General features: G+C 62.6%; 3 protein-coding genes. All 3 read left to right on the top strand.

Annotated features, from left to right (window positions below; translation table 11 throughout):
* Nucleotides 1–55: 55 nt before the first annotated feature.
* Genes D3Z90_RS09350 through D3Z90_RS09360 form a run of 3 tightly spaced genes read left to right on the top strand, consistent with a single transcriptional unit; the run spans nt 56 to nt 20,092 of the window.
* Complete coding sequence (locus D3Z90_RS09350) at nt 56–6,652, top strand: non-ribosomal peptide synthetase (protein ID WP_136475472.1); 6,597 nt, start codon at nt 56–58, stop codon at nt 6,650–6,652.
* Nucleotides 6,645–16,901: a non-ribosomal peptide synthetase gene (locus D3Z90_RS09355; protein WP_136475473.1), complete on the top strand. Its 10,257-nt coding sequence runs from the start codon at nt 6,645–6,647 to the stop codon at nt 16,899–16,901. Before D3Z90_RS09350 ends, D3Z90_RS09355 begins: the two co-directional genes overlap by 8 nt.
* Entirely contained in the window at nt 16,898–20,092 is a 3,195-nt protein-coding gene (locus D3Z90_RS09360; RefSeq protein ID WP_136475474.1) for a non-ribosomal peptide synthetase, read from the top strand. The genes D3Z90_RS09355 and D3Z90_RS09360 overlap by 4 nt, the downstream gene beginning before the upstream one ends.
* The last annotated feature ends 4 nt before the right edge of the window (nt 20,093–20,096 follow it).

Raw genomic sequence — 20,096 nt, forward strand, 5'->3', positions numbered from 1 at the left:
TTTTCTTTGACTACCGGGCCTAGAGGCTCGTTGTTCCCCTGGATGGATGAAGTCGATGAACGCCGAAGATGCCCGCAAGCTTGCCCGCCGATTCATAGAGTTGCCGTTGGAAAAGCGCCGCATCTTTCTCCAGGGGTTGGCGCGCGAGGGGGTCGACTTTGCCCAGTTCCCCATTCCGGCCCAGGTGCCGGTGGCTGAACGCGATGGCTTGTCGTATGCACAACAGCGTATGTGGTTGTTGTGGCAACTTGAGCCTGCCAGCGCCGCCTACAACCTGCTGGGTGCGGTGCGCCTGCGCGGTACGCTGGACATTGGTGCGCTGGAGCAGGCCTTTACCAGCCTGGTTGAGCGTCACGAAACCTTGCGCAGCGTGTTCATTCAGCAGGCCGATGAGCGACTGGTGTTGGCGCCGATTGCGCAATGGCCGCAGGTGGAGCATCTGGACCTCAGTGACCTGGCTGACGCTGCTCGCGAGCAGCAGGTGGGTGCGCTCACTCAGCAGCGTGCCTTACAGCCCTTCGACCTGACACAAGGGCCGTTGATGCGTATAGCCCTGCTCAAGCTCAAGGCCGACGAGCATGTGCTGTTGCTGACCTTGCACCATATCGTCGCTGATGGCTGGTCGATGAACGTGCTGATCGAAGAATTCACTCGGTTGTACACGGCGCACCTGGACCAGCAGGTGCCGGCCTTGCCCGCTCTGGCTATCCAGTACAGTGACTACGCCTTGTGGCAGCGACGCTGGCTGGAGGCGGGCGAGCAGCAGCGCCAATTGGACTACTGGCTCGAGCAATTGGGCAACGATCACCCAGCCCTGGAGTTGCCGCTCGATCATCCGCGCCCGGCGCAGGCCAGCTATCGCGGTCGACGTCTCGCGTTTTCTCTGGATCGGGCGTTGGTCGAGCAATTACGCAGTTTTGCCCGCCAGCACAACGTCACCCTGTTCATGCTGCTGCTGACTGCTTTCAACGTGCTGTTGCATCGTTACAGCGGCCAACCGACCATCCGTGTCGGCTCACCTATCGCAAACCGCAACCGTGCCGAAGTGGAAGGGCTGATTGGCTGCTTTGTGAATACCCAGGTATTGAGTGCACATGTCGATGGGCAGCTCAGTGTCGCCAACTTGCTTGCTCAGGTGAAAGCGCTGGTGCTAGGTGCCCAGGCGCATCAGGACCTGCCGTTCGAGCAACTGGTCGAAGCCCTGAAGCTTGAGCGCGACGCCAGTCGCACACCCCTGTTCCAGGTCATGTACAACCATCAGCCACTCGTGGCGGATGTCGGTGATTATTCGCTGGCATCTGGGTTGGTCCTGGAGCCGGTGCAATGGCAGGGGCGTACCACGCTGTTCGAGCTGACCCTGGATACCTATGAACAAGCCGGCGAATTGCGTGCCGCACTGACTTACGCCAGTGACCTGTTCGAAGCCGCGACCATCGACCGTCTCGCCAGCCATTGGCAAGTGATATTGCAGGCAATGGTGCAGAGCCCGCAGCAACGCATCGGTGAGTTGCCCATGCTGGTGGGCGATGAACGCCAGGCCATTGTCCAGCAGTGGAACAAAGCATTGGTCGACTTCCCGGTCGAGCGTTGCCTGCACCAGATCATCGCCGAGCGTGCCCGTGAATGGCCCGATGCGGTGGCTGTGAGTTGTGGCGCCCAGCAGTTGACCTACGCCCAGCTCAACGGCCGCGCCAATGCCTTGGCCCATCGCTTGATCGCCCGTGGCGTCGGGCCGGATGTGCTGGTCGGGCTGGCGGTGGAGCGCAGCCTGGAAATGTTGGTGGGGCTGCTGGCGATTCTCAAGGCAGGCGGTGCTTATGTGCCGCTCGACCCAGCGTATCCAGACGATCGCCTGGCCTACATGATCGCCGACAGCGGCATTGCCCTGTTGCTGACCCAGGCCAGTTTGCAGGCACGGATGTCGGTGCCTGCGGTGGTGCCGGTGTTGTTGCTGGAAGACTCTGCTCAAGCGCTGCGTGAGGACGATCCGCTTACCCGCGTCAGCCCCGACAACCTCGCCTATGTCATTTACACATCGGGCTCCACCGGCATGCCCAAGGGCACTTTGCTCACCCATCGCAACGTCCTGCGCCTGTTTGCTGCCACCGACGACTGGTTTGGTTTTGGTCCGCAGGATGTCTGGAGCCTGTTCCACTCCTACGGCTTTGACTTCTCGGTCTGGGAGATTTTCGGTGCGCTGTTGCACGGTGGTCGATTGCTGGTGGTGCCGCACGAAGTCAGCCGTTCGCCGCGTGAGTTCTACCACCTGCTGTGCGCCGAAGGGGTGACGGTGCTCAACCAGACACCGTCGGCGTTCAAGGCCTTGATGCAAGTGGCCTGCGCCGAACCTGCGCAGCACCTGTTGCGCAAAGTGATCTTCGGCGGCGAAGCGCTGGACGTAAAGAGCCTGCGCCCCTGGTTCGAGCGCTTTGGTGACAGCGCGCCGCAACTGGTGAACATGTACGGCATCACCGAAACCACCGTGCACGTGACCTACCGGCCGCTGACCTTGGCTGACCTGGAGCAGGAAGCCAGCAGCCCGATTGGCGAGCCGATTGCCGACCTGTCGTGGTACCTGCTCGATGCCGATCTGAATCCAGTGCCCAAGGGTTGCGTCGGTGAGTTGTACATCGGCCGTGCCGGTTTGGCGCGCGGCTACCTCAATCGCGGTGACCTCAGTGCAAGCCGTTTTGTGCCCGATCCGTTCGGTAACGATGGCGGGCGCTTCTATCGCACCGGCGACCTGGCCCGCTATCAGGCTGACGGGGTGATCGAGTACATCGGCCGTATCGACCATCAATTGAAGATCCGCGGCTTCCGCATCGAATTGGGTGAGATCGAAGCGCGTCTGCTGGCCGATGAGGCTGTGGCCAGCGTGGTTGTACTGCCGTGGGGGGAGGGCGACGCCGTGCAACTGGTGGCTTACCTGGTGCCGCGCGATAGCGTGCTGCTCGATGCGCCCGGCGAGGTACAGGCGCAACTGCGCGATCAGCTCAAGGCGGCGTTACGCAGCGCACTGCCGGAGTACATGGTGCCCGCGCACCTGTTGCTGCTGACCGAACTGCCGCTGACCACCAACGGCAAACTGGATCGCAAAGCCCTGCCAGCGCCAGATGCCAGCCTCTTGCAACAGCACTATGTGGCGCCGCAGGGCCTGCTGGAGGAAACCGTTGCCGCTATCTGGGCTGACCTTCTGCAACTGCCGCAGGTTGGCGCCGAGGATGATTTTTTCGCCTTGGGTGGGCATTCACTGCTGGCCACTCAGGTGGTTTCGCGACTCAGCCAGGCGCTGAATATGCAGGTACCGCTCAAGCGCTTGTTCGAGCACGCCACCCTGCGTGCGTTTGCTGCCAGCTTGCGCACCCTTGCGTCAACGCCACGGGCCCCGTTGCTGGTGATCGATCGTGAGCAACCGCTGCTGCTGTCCTACGCCCAGGAACGCCAGTGGTATCTCTGGCAAATGGATCCACAGAGCACCGCCTATCACATTCCAACCGCGCTACGCCTGCGCGGAGCCGTGGACATGACTGCCCTGCAGCGGGCTTTCGATGCCCTGATCGCCCGCCATGAAACCTTGCGCACTACCTTTATCCAGCAGGATGGTCAGCTTTTACAGTCCATTGCCGCTGCGACGCCGCTGAACATCGATGTGCAAGCGTTGAACGGCCACACCGATCCTGCTGGACACATCGAAGCATGGCTGGAACGCCAGGCCAGCCGTCTGTTCGACCTGGAGCAAGGGCCGTTGCTGCGCGTCGGGCTGTTGCGTCTGGCGGCAGATGAGCATGTGTTGGCGCTCACCCAGCACCATATTGTCTCCGATGCCTGGTCGATGCAGCGCATGGTCGAGGAGTTGTTGCAGTGCTACAGCGCGTTCAGCCAAGGCCAATCGTTGCAGTTGCCGGCGCTGACGGTGCAGTACGCCGACTATGCGCAGTGGCAACGCAAGCACATGGCGGCAGGGGCGCGCGAACAGCAATTGGCCTACTGGACAACGCATCTGGGCGCTGAGCATGAACTGCTCGAGTTGCCGCTGGACCGTCCACGGCCGGCCCAGGCCAGCGGGCGCGGTGCGACGTTGCCCTGGCGCCTGACGCCCGCCTTGAGCGCGCAGCTCAAGGCCTTGGCGCAGGCGCAGGGCGCGACCGTGTTCATGGTCTTGTTGGCGTCGTTGCAACTCGTCCTGCATCGCTACAGTCGCCAGCCTCTGATTCGCGTTGGTGTGCCTGTCGCCAACCGTCAGCACCTGGAAACCGAAGGTCTGATCGGCTTCTTCGTCAACACCCAGGTCATGCAGGCGAGTATCGATACGCAAATGTCGGTGGTGACGCTGCTGCGCCAGGTCAGGCAGTCTGCCGTGGAGGCGCAAGCGCACCAGGACCTGCCGTTCGAACAACTGCTCGAAGCGTTGCAGCCACAACGTGATGCCAGTCATCATCCACTGTTCCAGGTGCTGTTCAATCATCAGGCCCAGGGGCGTCAGGCCGCATTGCCGCGCCAGTTGCCCGGGTTGAGCCTGGAAGGCTTGTCGTTGGCGAGCAAAACCACCCAATTCGATCTGATGCTCGACACCTTTGAGTCGGTCGAGGGTATCGAGGCGCTGTTTACCTACGCCACAGACGTATTCGAGGCTTCAACCATCGACCGTCTCGCCAGCCATTGGCAAGTACTGTTGCAGGCAATGGTCGAGGCCCCGCAGCAACGCGTCGGTGAGCTGCCCATGCTGGTGGGCGATGAGCGCCAGGCCATTGTCCAGCAGTGGAACAACGCGTTGGTCGACTTTCCGGTGGAGCGCTGTCTGCACCCGATCATCGCCGAGCGTGCCCGTGAACGACCCGATGCGGTGGCTGTGAGTTGTGGCGCCCAGCAGTTGACCTACGCCCAGCTCAACGGTCGCGCCAATGCCTTGGCCCATCGCTTGATCGCCCATGGCGTCGGCCCGGATGTGCTGGTCGGGCTGGCGGTGGAGCGCAGCCTGGACATGCTGGTGGGGCTGCTGGCGATTCTCAAAGCTGGCGGGGCTTATGTGCCGCTCGATCCGGCGTATCCAGACGATCGCCTGGGCTACATGATCGCCGACAGCGGCATTGCCCTGTTGCTGACCCAAACCAGCTTGCAGCCACGGATGTCGGTGCCTGCGGGGGTGCCGGTGTTGTTGCTGGAGGATCACGCCGAGGCGCTGCGCGATGACGATCCGCTTACCCGCGTCAGCCCCGACAACCTCGCCTATGTCATTTACACATCGGGCTCCACCGGCAAGCCCAAGGGCACCTTGCTGACCCATCGCAACGTTCTGCGCCTGTTTGCCGCCACCGACGACTGGTTTGGTTTTGGTCCGCAGGATGTCTGGAGCCTGTTCCACTCCTACGGCTTTGACTTCTCGGTCTGGGAGATTTTCGGTGCGCTGTTGCACGGTGGTCGATTGCTGGTGGTGCCGCATGAGGTCAGCCGTTCGCCGCGTGAGTTCTACCACCTGCTGTGCGCCGAAGGGGTGACGGTGCTCAACCAGACACCGTCGGCGTTCAAGGCCTTGATGCAAGTGGCCTGCGCCGAACCTGCGCAGCACCTGTTGCGCAAAGTGATCTTCGGCGGCGAAGCGCTGGACGTGAAGAGCCTGCGCCCCTGGTTCGAGCGCTTTGGTGACAGCGCGCCGCAACTGGTGAACATGTACGGTATCACCGAAACCACCGTGCACGTGACCTACCGGCCGCTGACGTTGGCTGACCTGGAGCAGGAAGCCAGCAGCCCGATTGGCGAGCCGATCGCCGACCTGTCGTGGTACTTGCTCGATGCCGATCTGAATCCAGTGCCCAAGGGTTGCGTCGGTGAGTTGTACATCGGCCGTGCCGGTTTGGCGCGCGGCTATCTCAATCGCGGTGACCTCAGTGCAAGCCGTTTTGTGCCCGACCCGTTCGGTAACGATGGCGGACGTCTGTATCGCAGCGGCGACCTGGCTCGCTATCAGGCTGACGGGGTGATCGAGTACATCGGCCGCATCGACCATCAATTGAAGATTCGCGGCTTCCGTATCGAATTGGGTGAGATCGAGGCGCGTCTGCTGGCCGATGAGGCGGTGGCCAGCGTGGTTGTACTGCCGTGGGGGGAGGGCGACGCCGTGCAACTGGTGGCTTATCTGGTGCCGCGCGATAGCGCGCTGCTCGATGCGCCCGGCGAGGTACAGGCGCAACTGCGCGATCAGCTCAAGGCGGCGCTACGCAGCGCACTGCCGGAGTACATGGTGCCTGCGCACCTGTTGCTGCTGACCGAACTGCCGCTGACCACCAACGGCAAACTGGATCGCAAAGCCCTGCCCGCGCCGGATGCCAGCCTCTTGCAGCAGCACTATGTGGCGCCGCAAAGCGATCTCGAACAGCGCCTGGCGCTGATCTGGCAGGACGTCCTGAGCCTTGAGCAAGTTGGCCTGAACGACGACTTTTTTGCCCTCGGCGGGCACTCGCTGCAATTGGTCATGTTGCTTTCACGCATTCGCGCCGAACTCGGCGTGGAGTTGAAGATCAGGGCGTTCCACGGCCTACGCAGCCTCGGCGAATTGGCGGCGTTCCTGGAGCAGGCCGCTTCGACGCAGGCCCAGGACGACGAACTGGATCAGATCTTCGGCGTGCTGGATGAACTGGAGACAGAAAATGTTTGAGCCAACAGGTCGCAACCAGCAACTGGTCGAACGTATCAAGGGGCTGTCTGCCGACAAGCGTCGGCAGATGTTTGCCAAGCTCCACGAGATGGGTATCGATGTCGCCAAGCTGCCGATCGTCCCCAGCCGTCCTGGCGAGCGGGCACCCCTGTCCTATGCCCAGCAGCGTCAGTGGTTTCTCTGGCAACTGGAACCGCACAGCAGTGCGTATCACATTCCCAGTGCCTTGCTGTTGCGCGGTGTGTTGAATGTCGAGCACCTGCGCCAGAGTTTTGCGACTCTGGTCGAGCGGCATGCCTGCTTGCGCACGCGCTTCGTCGAAGCCGAAGGGCAAGTCAGCCAGCAGGTGGAGGCGACAGCGCAGGTCGTTATCGAGCAAACCCATCTGCACGCCGAAGGTGCGCAGCGCGAGGCATTGATGCGTGCCTGCGTGGCCGAACTGAGCGCGCAGCCATTCGACTTGCTCAATGGTCCATTGCTGCGCGTGCGCCTGGTGCGCTTGGCTGATGATGAACACCTGCTGGTCCTGGTGCTGCATCACATCGTCACCGATGGCTGGTCGATGAGCCTGATGGTCGAGGAATTGATGGCCTGCTATGCGGCGTGCGCCCAAGGTCTGGCGCCGGCGCAAACAGCATTGCCCATCCAGTACGTTGACTTTGCGGCGTGGCAGCGCCAGTGGATGGAGTCGGGCGAAGGCGAGCGTCAATTGGCCTACTGGAAAAGCCAGTTGGGTGAGATCCAGGATGTGCTGGAACTGCCCAGTGACCATCCGCGTCCGCCGACCATGAGCTATCGCGGTGGTCGCCTGCCCATTGCCGTGCCTGACGAATTGGACAGCGCCTTGCGCCAGTTGGCGCAAGGGCACGGGGTCAGTCTGTTCGTGTTGTTGCTGGCCTCGTTCATGGTGCTACTGCAACGCTACAGCGGCCAGGGCGACATCCGCGTCGGTGTGCCCGTGGCTAACCGTAACCGCCTGGAGACCGAACGGCTGATCGGGCTGTTCGTCAATACTCAGGTGCTTGCGACACGCCTTCGCGGTGATGAAAGCTTCGCAGTCTTGCTGCAACGTATCGACCAGCAGGTAGGTGATGCGCAAACCCATCAGGACCTGCCTTTCGAACACTTGGTCGAGGCCTTGGGTGTCGCGCGCAGCCTCAGCCATAACCCCCTGTTCCAAGCCATGCACAACCACCAGGATGGCGTGCATCAAGCGCTATCAATGAGTTTGTCGGGGCTTACCGTCGAGGCCTTGGAGTGGGATGCCGGCACGGCTCAACTGGACCTGACCCTGGAAACCCAGGATAGCGGCCACGGGCTGTCGGCGGCGCTGATCTACGCCCGCGATTTGTTCGAGCACAGCAGTATCGAGCGCATGGCGCGGCATTGGCTCAACCTGCTGCGCGCTATCGTTGCCAGTCCGCAGGCCAAGGTCGCCGAGCTGGCCCTGCTCGATGCCGAGGAAACGGTGCAGATCGTCGAGCAGTGGAACGCCACCGCCGCCGAATACCCGCTGGATACACCCGTGCATAGGCTGATCGAACAGCAAGTGCAAGCCACCCCCGACGCGCCTGCCTTGTGCATGGGCGCGCAGCAGTTGAGCTACCGCGAGCTGGACCAGCGCGCCAACCAGCTGGCCCATCAGTTGATCGCGCTGGGCGTCGGGCCTGAAGTGCTGGTCGGTATTGCCGTCGAGCGCAGTATGGACATGGTCATCGGCCTGCTGGCGATTCTCAAGGCAGGTGGCGCTTATGTACCGCTCGACCCGGAATACCCCGAGGAACGTCTGGCCTACATGATTGAGGACAGCCGCATCGCCTTGCTGCTGACGCAATCGCACCTGCGCCTGCCATGCCCGGCCGAGCTGCCGGTACTGGCGCTCGACCAACTGGTGTTGGAGCGTTTTCCCGTGCATGCCCCGGCGCCGCAGCTCGACCCCGAGCATCTTGCCTATGTGATCTACACCTCCGGATCCACCGGCAAGCCGAAAGGGGCCGGCAACCGCCATAAAGCCCTGAGCAACCGCCTGTGCTGGATGCAACAGGCCTACGGCCTGGGCGCAGGTGACACCGTCCTGCAGAAAACCCCGTTCAGCTTCGACGTGTCGGTATGGGAATTCTTCTGGCCGCTGATGACCGGTGCGCGCCTGGCCATGGCTGCGCCAGGTGATCATCGTGACCCACGACGCTTGGTAGCGCTGATTCATGCCCATCAGGTCACGACCCTGCACTTTGTACCGTCGATGCTGCAGATGTTCCTGCTCGACGAGCAGGTCGCCAGTTGCACCGGTTTGCGCCGCATCATTTGCAGTGGCGAAGCATTGCCGGTGGACGCTCAAGCTCAAGTGTTGGCCAAACTACCGAATGCCGGTTTGTACAACCTCTATGGCCCGACCGAAGCGGCCATCGACGTTACCCACTGGACCTGCCGCGACGAAGGCCGCGATGCCGTGCCGATCGGTGAGCCGATTGCCAACCTGCAAACCTACGTGCTCGACGCCGAATTGAACGCGCTGCCAGTGGGTGTGGTCGGCGAGTTGTACTTGGGTGGCATGGGCCTGGCGCGCGGTTATCACCGCCGTGCGGCACTCACCGCCGAGCGCTTTGTCACCAGCCCGTTTGGCAACGGCGCACGTTTGTACCGCACCGGTGATCTGGCCAGCCAGCGGGCTGACGGCGTAATCGAGTATCGAGGCCGCATCGACCACCAGGTGAAGATCCGCGGTTTGCGCATCGAACTGGGCGAAATCGAAGCACGCCTGATGGAACAGGACGCCGTGCGCGAAGCGGTAGTGCTGGCCATCGACGCCGCGCTGGTCGCCTATGTGGTGCCTACCGATTGGACCCCGCAGCGCCAGGAAGCCCTGCGCGATGCGATTCGCGAGCCGCTGCGCCAGGCGTTGCCGGATTACATGGTGCCAGCACAGTTGCTGTTCATCGAACACATGCCCCTGAGCCCCAACGGCAAGCTGGACCGCAAGGCCCTGCCCAAGCCAGACGCCAACCGCGTGCAGAAAAGCTACGTGGCCCCGCGCACCGCGGTGGAGCAGCAGATCGCGGCGATCTGGCAGGACGTATTGAAGATCGAGCAAGTAGGGCTGGCCGACAACTTCTTCGAGCTTGGCGGCGACTCGATCATCTCCATCCAGGTGGTCAGCCGCGCCCGCCAGGCCGGTATTCGTTTCAGCCCCAAAGACTTGTTCCAGCATCAAACCGTGCAAAGCCTGGCGGCAGTGGCCGAGACCGGCGAAACAGCGCATGTCATCGACCAGGGGCCGGTACAGGGGGAAGCCTTGTTGATGCCGTTCCAGCACTGGTTCTTCGACACCCTGACGGACAATCACCAGCACTGGAACCAGTCGCTGCTGCTGGCGCCCCGTGATCCCTTGCAGGTGGAGGCACTCGATCAGGCCCTGGGCAGTATCGTTCGTCACCACGACGCGTTGCGCCTGCATTTTCACAATCCAAACGGCCAAGGCTGGAGCGCGCAGTTTGCCGAGGCGCACGACAACATGTTGCTGTGGCAACTGACAGTCGCTGACGAAGCACAATTGAACACAGCCGCCGATACGGTTCAGCGCAGTCTTGACCTGCAGCAGGGGCCGTTGCTGCGGGCGTTGCTGGCAACGCTGGCCGATGGCAGCCAACGCCTGTTGCTGGTGGTTCATCACCTGGTGGTGGACGGCGTGTCCTGGCGCATTCTGCTCGAAGACTTGCAATCGGCCTATCAACAATCACTGGCAGGCCAGGAGGTGCGCTTGCCGGCCAAGACGCATTCGATCAAGGTCTGGGCCGAGCAACTGCAGGCCGATGCCTGCACTCCGGAACTGGAGCATCAGCTAGCGTTCTGGCAAGCCCAGGCGGTAGACGCCGAGCTTCCTTGCCAACGTCCGGCGGCGTCGTTGTTCAATCGCGATGCCTGTCATGTGCAGACGCGCCTCGATGCCGACGTTACCCGACGCTTGCTGCAAGAGGCCCCCACGGCGTATCGCACCCGCGTCAACGATTTGCTGTTGACGGCCTTGGCGCGTGTTCTTGTCCGTTGGAGCGGTCACCCCTCGGTTGCCGTGCTGATGGAGGGACATGGCCGCGAACCGCTGTCGCGCGAACTCGACCTGACCCGTAGTGTGGGCTGGTTCACCAGCTTCTATCCGCTCAAACTGACGCCGGCGCCAGCACTGGCCGACTCGATCAAACAGATCAAGGAACAATTGCGCGCGGTGCCGGACCACGGCATGGGTTACGGCGCCTTGCGCTACCTGGGTAGCCCTGACTCCCGCCAAGCCTTGGCGCAACTGACGCCAGCGCGCGTTACGTTCAACTACCTCGGTCAGCTCGATGCAGGTTTCGCGCAGACCGATGGCCTGTTTGTACCCAGTAACCAAGCGCGAGGTCAGGAGCAGGATGCTGCTGCACCGCTGCCGAACTGGTTGACCCTCAACGGTCAAGTCTATGGGGGTGAACTGCTGGTGGATTGGCAGTTCAGCGCGCAGATGTTCGATGAAACCACGGTCCAGGCCCTGGCCGACGCCTACACCCAAGCGTTGCATGAGCTGATCGAGCATTGCTGCAGCGCAGGCATCGGCGCGCTCACGCCAGCAGATGTGCCGTTGGCCAAGCTTGAGCAACAACAGCTTGATCAACTTGGCCTTGATCCGCGAGCCGTGCAGGACCTCTATCCACTGTCGCCGATGCAGCAGGGTATGTTGTTCCACAGCCTCTACGCGCAGGCCCCGGGTCAGTACATCAACCAGATGTCGGTTACCGTGCAAGGTCTCGACCTGCAGCGCTTCCAGGCGGCCTGGCAGGCCACCGTGGATGCGCACGATATTCTGCGCACGGCGTTTCTCACCGGCAGCAACCTGACTCGGCCGTTACAGGTGGTGCAGCGTGCGGCGCAGGTGCCGTTTCTTGTTGAAGACTGGCGCAATCGCGCGGATCAGGCCGAGGCCATCGAGGCCTGGGCCGAAGCTCAGCGCAGCAAGGGCTTTGCCCTGGAACGTGCGCCTTTGCTGACGTTACACCTGCTTCGACTGGACGAGCAGCGCTACACATTGATCTACACCAGCCACCACATTCTTATGGACGGCTGGAGCAATGCGCAGTTGCTCGCAGAGGTCCTGCAGCGCTACAGCGGTGTCGCGCTGGCAGATCAAGCGGGGCGCTACCGCGACTACATCGCCTGGTTGGACAAGCAGGATCCTGTGGCGGACGAGCGTTTCTGGAAGGCGCATGTCCAGCACCTCGACGCACCCACCCGCCTTGCTGCAACACTGCCAGACCCGCCCCAGGGGTTGAGTGGTTATGCCGAGTTCAAGCAGACGCTGGAGCCGGACATTACCCAGGGTCTGAAGACCTTCGCCAGTCAGCACAAGGTAACCTTGAACACGCTGATTCAAGCAGCCTGGGCCTTGTTGCTGCAACGTTACAGCGGTCAGCCAACGGTAGCTTTCGGTGCTACGGTGGCGGGGCGTTCAGCGCCGCTGCCAGGTATCGAAGCGCAGGTCGGTCTGTTCATCAACACCTTGCCGGTGGTTGTCAGCCTCAGCCCCGAGCAGTCGCTGGTGCAGGTGCTGCAAACCCTGCAAGCGCAGAATCTCGCCCTGCGCGACCACGAGCACACGCCGCTATTCGATATTCAACGCTGGGCCGGGCAGGGCGGCGAAGGGCTGTTCGATTCATTATTGGTGTTCGAGAACTATCCGGTCTCTACAGCCTTGCAGGAGGGCGCACCGCAGGGGCTGCGCTTTACCGAGGTGCAGACGCGTGAGCAAACCAGCTATCCATTGACTCTGCTGGTTGCCGTCGAAGATCGCCTGACTCTACAGTTCCAGTATGCCCGCGCGCATTTCAGCGCTAGCCAGGTGCAGGGCTTTGGCGCACATCTGTCAGCGTTGCTGCACGGCATGTTGGCGGCGCCTGGGGCGCTCGGCGAGTTGCCGATGCTGACAGCAGGCGAACACCAGTGCCTGCTGCATGACTGGAACGCCAGCACGTTGCCGCCGGCCCAGGGCAGTTCCATTGTTGCCTTGATCGTCCGTCAGGTGCAGGCCCATCCCGAACAATTGGCGCTGATCGACCAGCACCAGCATTTGAGTTATCGCCAACTGGACCAGCAGGCTAATCGCCTGGCGCATCACTTGATCAGCCTCGGCGTGGGTGCCGAAGTGCGCGTCGGTGTGGCCCTGGAGCGTTCCAGTGAACTGATCGTTGCGCTATTGGCGGTACTCAAGGCCGGAGGCGCCTACGTGCCGCTGGACCCGGACTACCCGACCGAGCGCCTGGCCTACATGCTTGCGGACAGTCGCGCCGAGGTCTTGATTACACAAGCGTCGGTACTTGGCGCGCTTGTGCCGCCCGCCGGCACCCGCATCGTTCAGATGCAGGTCGATGCGCCATGGCTGGCCGAACAACCCGACAGTGCTCCGCCGCTGCACCTGAGCCCCGACAACCTGGCCTACGTGATTTACACCTCGGGCTCCACCGGCCAGCCGAAAGGCGTGGCCATTACCCACCGCAACGTCGAGGCTCTGATCCACTGGTCACAACAGGCATACAGCCGCGAGGACATGCAAGGCGTTCTGGCGTCGACCTCGGTGTGCTTCGACCTTTCGGTCTGGGAGATTTTCGTCACCCTGGCCAGCGGCGGCTCACTGATACTGGCGCGCAACGCCCTGGCGTTGCCAGAGCTGCCGGCGCGTGACCAGGTACGCTTGATCAACACAGTGCCTTCGGCAATTGCCGCGTTGCTGCGCGCCGGGCAGATCCCTGCCAGCGTGCGCATCATCAACCTCGCAGGCGAACCGCTGAAACAAGCGTTGGTCGAGCAGCTGTATCAATTGCCGGGCATCACCCAGGTCAACGATCTGTATGGTCCGTCGGAAGACACCACTTATTCCACCTGGACACGCCGTGAAGCCGGTGGCACAGCGACTATCGGCCGACCACTTCCGGGCACCGGCAGCTTCCTTCTCGATGCCAGTCTGCAACCTGCACCGCAGGGCGTGGCGGCTGAGCTGTATCTGTCAGGGGCCGGCTTGACCCGTGGCTATCTGGGGCGTGCGGCGCTGACGGCCGAACGTTTCGTGCCCAATCCGTTTTCGACCGCGGGCGAGCGCTTGTATCGCACCAGCGACTTGACCCGCTACCGCCCCGACGCGCGCATTGAATACCTCGGGCGTATCGATCACCAGGTGAAAATCCGCGGCTTTCGAATCGAGCTGGGCGAGATCGAGGCGCGCCTGCTGGCCCAGGACTCGGTGCGCGAGGTCGCGGTGCTCGCTGTCGAACATCAGGGCAGCGCGCAATTGGTCGCTTACATCGCCGCTCATGAACATAGCGATGAAGCCGGGCAGCAAGCGACCTTGCGCGCGCAGATCAAGGCGCGTCTGGGCGATCAGTTGCCGGGCTACATGGTGCCGGTCTTTATCCTGTTCCTGGCGCAACTGCCATTGACACCCAACGGCAAGCTCGACCGCAAGGCGTTGCCAGAGGTCGATCAACCGCCCGCCAGCGCCGCGTTCCAAGCACCGTGTACGGCGCTTGAACAGCAGCTTGCCGAGGTCTGGCAGCAAGTGCTGGATGTTGAACGTGTGGGGGTTGACGATCACTTCTTCGAGTTGGGTGGCCATTCGCTGCTTGCTACCCAGGTGGTGTCACGCCTGCAAGGGCTGCTTGCGGTGCCGGTGAGTTTGCGTGATCTGTTCGATCATCCCCGTCTGCAGGCGTTCGCCCAACTGCTGCAGGCACGTTCAACGCACGCCACAGCGCCACAGCGGCCTGCGTTGAGCGCCTATGGCGAACAACCCGAGGCGCCGTTGTCGCTGGCCCAGCGACGGCTGTGGGTGGTCGAGCAGTTGTCCGCGGGCACTGGTGCTTACGGCATGCCCCTGGCCTTGCGCTTGCAGGGTGAGTTGCAGGTGCCACTGCTGCGCGCCAGCCTGGCTGAAGTCATCCGTCGTCATCAGGTGTTGCGAACCGCCTATGTCAGCGATGACGAGGGCGATCCAATAGCCCTTGTGTCGCCGACGGTGGAACTGGACCTGCCGCTACTGGACCTGTCCGCCTTGAGCCGTGCCGAACAGGAAACGCAAGTGGCGCAGGCGGTACTGGACAATGCCAGTACCCCGATCAGCCTGCTCAGTGCACCGCTGATGCGCGGCCGGGTGGTGCGCCTGAGTGCGACCGAGCATGTGGTGTTGTATGCGATGCATCACATCATCTCCGATGGTTGGTCGATGTCGCTGCTGGTTAATGAATGGGTCGCGCTCTACGGCTTGCTCCATGCCGGCAAGCCAGCCGTGCTGACACCGCTGAAGGTGCAGTACAGCGACTATGCGCGCTGGCAGCAGGCATTGCAGAGCAGCGGCGTCATGGCGCTGCAGGCCGACTACTGGAAGCGCACACTGGCCGCGTACAGCGGGCAACTGCCGTTGCCGACCGACTATCCACGAACGAACGTGGCATCAACGGCGGGCAACGACCTGCAACTGCATCTCGATGGCACCTTGGTGCAGCGCCTCAAGGTGCTTGCTGCACAGGCCAACGCCACCCTCTATAGCACCTTGCTGGCCGCCTTCCAGGTGTTGTTGCACCGCATCAGCGCCAGCGACGACCTGGTGGTCGGCGCCGACGTTGCCGGGCGCCAGCAACCGGAGCTGGAGCAACTGATTGGTTTCTTCGTCAACGTCCTGCCATTGCGTTCGCGCTACAGCGCAGAGCAGACCTTCAGCCGTTACCTGGGCGTGGTCCGTGACACGGCGCTGAGCGCCTTCGAACACCAGGATTTACCCTTCGACATGATCGTCGAAGCCTCCGGTGTCGCGCGTCAACGTGGCCTTAACCCGCTGGTCCAGGTGTTGTTCGTGATGAACAACCTACCGGTACGCAACAGCAGTCTGGACGGACTCAAGGTCGAGGTACTGCCGGCACTGGCCAGCTACTCGAAATTCGACATGGCCTTGTTCCTCGACCCTGACGGTGACGGCCTGCGCGGTACTTGGCAGTTCGCCAGTGCGCTATTCAAACCGGAACGAATCAACCAACTGGCCAAGGCATGGATACACATTCTCGAACAGATTGCCAGTGAGCCGGATATCCGACTAGGAGACATCAAGATGATCAGCGATACCGCCGTAGCAGCTGCACCGGCGCCGGCTGTCGGTCCCAAGGCCGACAAGCTGGGCAAGTTCCTGAAGAAGCCCAAGGCAGCAGGGCCGTTGGCGGGCGAGGCACCGATACGCGAGTCGTTGCTGGCGCCGCCACAGGTGTTCCCGTTGCTGGTCGAACCGAACGACCCTGGGCTGGATCTGGTGACGTGGGTCAAGCGCAACCGGCCGTGGCTGGAAGAAAAACTGTCACGCCATGCCGGCATCCTTTTGCGCGGTTTTGCCTTGCACGATATCCATGCCTTCGAGGCCTTTGCCGAGGCGGTGCAACCGGGGCTCTACGGTCAGTACGGTGATTTGCCGAAGAAGGAGGGTGGCAAGAACACCTACCGCTCCACGCCGTATCCGGAAAAGAAGATGATCCTTTTCCACAACGAAAGCTCGCACCAGGACACCTGGCCGCGCAAGCAGCTGTTTTTCTGCGAACAACCCTCGCCGGTGGGCGGTGCGACGCCGGTGGTCGATTGTCGGCAGATGTATCTGCGCCTGCCCGAGACATTGCGTGAAACCTTCGAGCAGAAGGGCTTGCTTTACGTCAGAACCTTCGCTGACAAGCTCGATGTGTCCTGGCAGCATTTCTTCAAGACCGATGACCGCGCGCACGTGGAGGCCCGCTGCCGGGCCGCAGGTATCCAGTGGACCTGGCTCGACAACGACGAACTGCAGATCCGCACGCCGTGCCCGGCGATCATTCGCCATCCGTTGACCGGCGAGAAGACCTTTTTCAACCAGGTGCAGTTGCACCATATCTATTGCCTGGACCCGGATGTGCGCGAGGACATGCTGGCATTGTTCGGCATCGAGCGAATGCCTCGGCACGTCTATTACGGCGATGGCTCGCCGATCGAGGACGAAGTGATGCAAGAGATCGGTGACCTGTATGAAGCCTGCGCCGTGCGCTTTGACTGGCGCAAAGGCGATGTGATCCTGCTGGATAACATGCTTGCCGCTCACGCCCGCGATCCTTTCGAAGGACCGCGCAAGATCGTTGTCGCCATGGGCGAGATGGTCGAAAGGCGCAGCCTGGAGGCAGCGCAGCCAGCACTTCGCCCCGTAAACAGCGAACAAGAGGTTGACGCATGAATGACATCGAACTGAACGAGGCGGGCAGCGGCCTGGCCCTGCTTGCCGAGCAGCAGCAATGGGTGCAGGCAGCTCAGGCTGGGGCAAGCTGGAGCCAGTTGGCTCATGTGCTGCACTTGGATATCCACGGCGCCCTGGACATGTCCGCCTTGCAAGCGGCGCTGGACGATGTGGCTGTGCGCCAGCAGGTGTTGACCACGAGGCTGCTTGAGGTCGCCGGGTATCACGGCCTACGCCAGTTCCCTGGCTTGGCGCAACCGCGATTGAATGTCGAGGTTGATGATCTGGCCGTCGATGCCGGTACCGCAGCGCAGCGCCTGGAACAATGGCTGCAGCGTCCGCTGCTTCTGCAACAGGGCGGCCTGGCCCAGGCTTTGTTGCAGCGTCTGGAAGGTGCCAGTTGGCGTCTGAGCCTGGTCCTGGCACGTGGTGTGATCGACGCGGGCAGCTTGCCATTGCTGGTCGAGCAGCTACTGCAAGCCTACGAGCAAGGCGCCAGCGGTGCAGACGAAGAGGCGGGCCAGTTCAGCCAGTATCTGGAGTGGCGCGGCGAAGTGGTGCGTGACGAAGATGCCGGACAGGCTGCGCAGTACTGGCAGGCTCATCTCGGTTCGCAAGCTCTGGCGCAACCGCTGTTGCCTTACCGACGCAAGACGGCCTCGGCGGCAGCGCTCGGGCAGGTCGATGCACCCTTGCCAACGGCGTTGCGCCAGGCGCTCGAGCTGCTTGCCGCGAATCAGGGTGTGACGCTGGAAACAGTGCTGCAAGCTGCCTGGTGGGTGCTGCTGGCACGTTTGAGCGGGCGTTCTCCGTTCCTCGCCGGATGGCGTCACGATGGTCGTGCCGACTACGAGTTCTTTGACCAGACCTTCGGTGTATTCGAGAAGACCCTGCCATTGCATCTGGCGCTGGACCCGGCCATGCCATTTGAACAGTGCCTGACCCACCTTGCGCAGGTGCTGGAGCAACACCGCACCTGGCAGGAATACTGGAGTGGCGACGTCCAACCAACGCACGGCTTCGTGCTCCGGCGCTTGCCGTCGGCTGCGCAGATGAGGGCAGGGCAGTGGTTGGCGCGCAGAGCGGTGGCGCTGGACCCTGGGTTCGAATTGGTGTTGCAGGTGGGCACCGATACCCAGGGCACGCCGCAGCTACTGAGCCTGGCATTCCAGACCGCACACTACGGCATCGAAGCCATGGCGGGTTTACTGGCGCAGTACCAGGTGCTGCTGCAAGGCATCAGTGCAATGCCCGCACGCCCGGTGAGTGAGTTGCCGCTCCTGGGTGACGCCGAGCGCCAACGGTTGCTGGCCCTCAACCCGGTCCCCCAGCCGATCGACCCGAGCCTGACCTTGGCCCAGCGCATTGCCGAGTGGGCTTCGGTGACCCCTGACGCACCTGCCGTGGTAAGCGAGGGACAGACCCTCACCTACGCTCAGCTGGAACAGCGTGTTCAACAGCTGGCCGCGGTCATGAGTCGTCAGGGTTTGCAGCCCGGGCAGCGCGTGGCCCTGGCCCTGCCGCGTTGCACCGACTGGCTGGTGGCGACGTTGGCGGTCTGGCGCCTGGGCGCCGCCTGGCTGCCGCTCGATCCACAATGGCCCAGCGCGCGCCTGGCTCGCCTTGTAGAGCAAGCAGACGCGGCACTGCTGATTGCCCGTGAGCTGCCTGCCAGCGCTGAGTTGACGCTGCCGCTGCTCGACCTTGCGCACATCGACTGCAACGAGCCGACACCGGCGCTGGCCGACTACCCTGCAGCGCTAGGCGACGACGTTGCTTACATGCTGTTTACCTCCGGCTCCACCGGGACGCCGAAGGCCGTTGTCATCGAACACCGCGCATTGTTCAACTACGTGGCCTCGGCCAGCGCGGCAATGGGCCTGGAGCGCTGCCGCCGGTTCGCCTTCAGCTCCAGCGTGGTCGCTGACCTGGGCCACACTGCCGTGTTCGGCGCCTTGTACAACGGCGCGGCGCTGCACCTGGCCGACGACGTTACCATGCAAGACGGCCAGGCGTTTGCGCGCTTCATTGCCCAGCATGCTATCGACTGCGTGAAAATCGTCCCTTCACATCTGGCGGCGCTCATCGATACGGACGCGGCGGTACTGCCAGCCACGCTGGTGCTGGGTGGCGAAGCGGTGGCCCCGGCACTGGTCGAACGCATCCTGCGCATTCGCGGGGATATCCGCGTGTTCAACCACTATGGCCCGAGTGAAACCACGGTCGGAGTGATGATTCATCCGATTACCGCGCAAGATCTCGATGCCACGGTGGTGCCGCTGACCCAAGTGCTGAGCAACAATCAGGTGTGGGTGCTCAATGCGCAACGCGAATTGGTTGCCAGCGGTGAACTCGGCGAACTGTACATCGGCGGTGAGCAACTGACTCGTGGCTACCTGAATAGCCCAGCGCAGCAGGCCGAAGCCTTCCTGGACCATCCTCTGCAGCCGGGAACACGGATCTATCGCACGGGAGACCTTGCGCGTTATCGTCCCGAAGGCGGAATCCAGCTGCAGGGTCGCGCCGATCAGCAAGTCAAACTGCGTGGCTTTCGCGTCGAACTGGCGGAAATCGAAGCCGAGCTCTGCGCGCTGCAGGGCGTCAGTGAGGCCGCGGTAGTGCTCGATGCCCAGCAGGAACCGCTGGCATTCGTTACCGCGCAGGGCGAGCCGGTGGAGGACTGGCAGGCGAGTCTGAAGAGGCAACTGAGCCAGCGCCTGCCCGCGGTCATGGTGCCGCACCAGGTGCAGGTGTTGAACGCCATGCCCCGCCTGGGCAATGGCAAGATCGACCGCCGGGCCTTGGCCACGCTGGACCTCGGCGCTACGCAGCAGGTGTATGTCGCACCCCGGGATGGCCTGGAAACAGTGCTTGCCCAGCGCATGGCACACGTGCTTGGGCTTGAGCGCCTGAGTGTCGAGCAGGACTTCTTTGCTGCCGGTGGCCACTCGTTGCTGGTGATCAAACTGGTTGCAGGCATCCGCAAACTACTGCAGTGCGAAGTCCACCCGGGCGTGGTGTTCGATAACCCCACCCCCGCGGCACTGGCCCAGGTTCTACGCCTGCAGGAAAGCGCACCGGGGCAACTGGAGAAACTCGCCCAGGCACGCCTGCGCCTGGATGCAATGAGCCCGGAAGAGAAGGCCAGGCTGCTGGAGAAAGCCCGGCAGTTACAAGGGCAAAGTAGCTGATATC

The sequence above is a fragment of the Pseudomonas sp. DG56-2 genome, assembly GCF_004803755.1.
Taxonomy (GTDB): Bacteria; Pseudomonadota; Gammaproteobacteria; order Pseudomonadales; family Pseudomonadaceae; genus Aquipseudomonas; species Aquipseudomonas auratipiscis.